We start from the raw sequence: 285 nt of genomic DNA, 5'->3' as shown, positions 1-285 counted from the left end.
CGCCGGGCTGGTGCCGTTCTTCATCGATGCCGACAGGACGCCCAATCCCGGCGGTCTGCCGGTCGGCGGCGTTACCATCATCGATCTGCCGAACAACCACCTGCAATATGCCGTCACCTGGTATGGCCTGGCCGCCGCCCTTGCCGCGGTGCTGATCCTGAGGCTCCGCCGCCCGGCGAAGGAAGGTTGAGCGCGGCCGCTCTTGACAGGGCAGGGCTGCACGCCTCATTTCGCCCTTGAGCAATTCCAGGAAAAGTGTGAGCGGTTTTCCGTCCGGAATTGCGT

At 64.6% G+C, this 285-nt stretch carries 1 protein-coding gene; it reads left to right on the top strand.

All coding sequences use genetic code 11. The annotated features are described in order from the left end of the window. The coding region (locus EN851_RS35830) for an SURF1 family cytochrome oxidase biogenesis protein (protein ID WP_281041142.1) at nt 1-190 on the top strand (190 nt) is incomplete at its 5' end. Nucleotides 191-285: the final 95 nt, after the last annotated feature.

Source organism: Mesorhizobium sp. M8A.F.Ca.ET.208.01.1.1, assembly GCF_004791315.1.
Taxonomy (GTDB): domain Bacteria; phylum Pseudomonadota; class Alphaproteobacteria; order Rhizobiales; family Rhizobiaceae; genus Mesorhizobium.
Note: the sequence above shows the minus strand (reverse complement) of the source record. Positions and strands in the feature narration are given on the sequence as shown.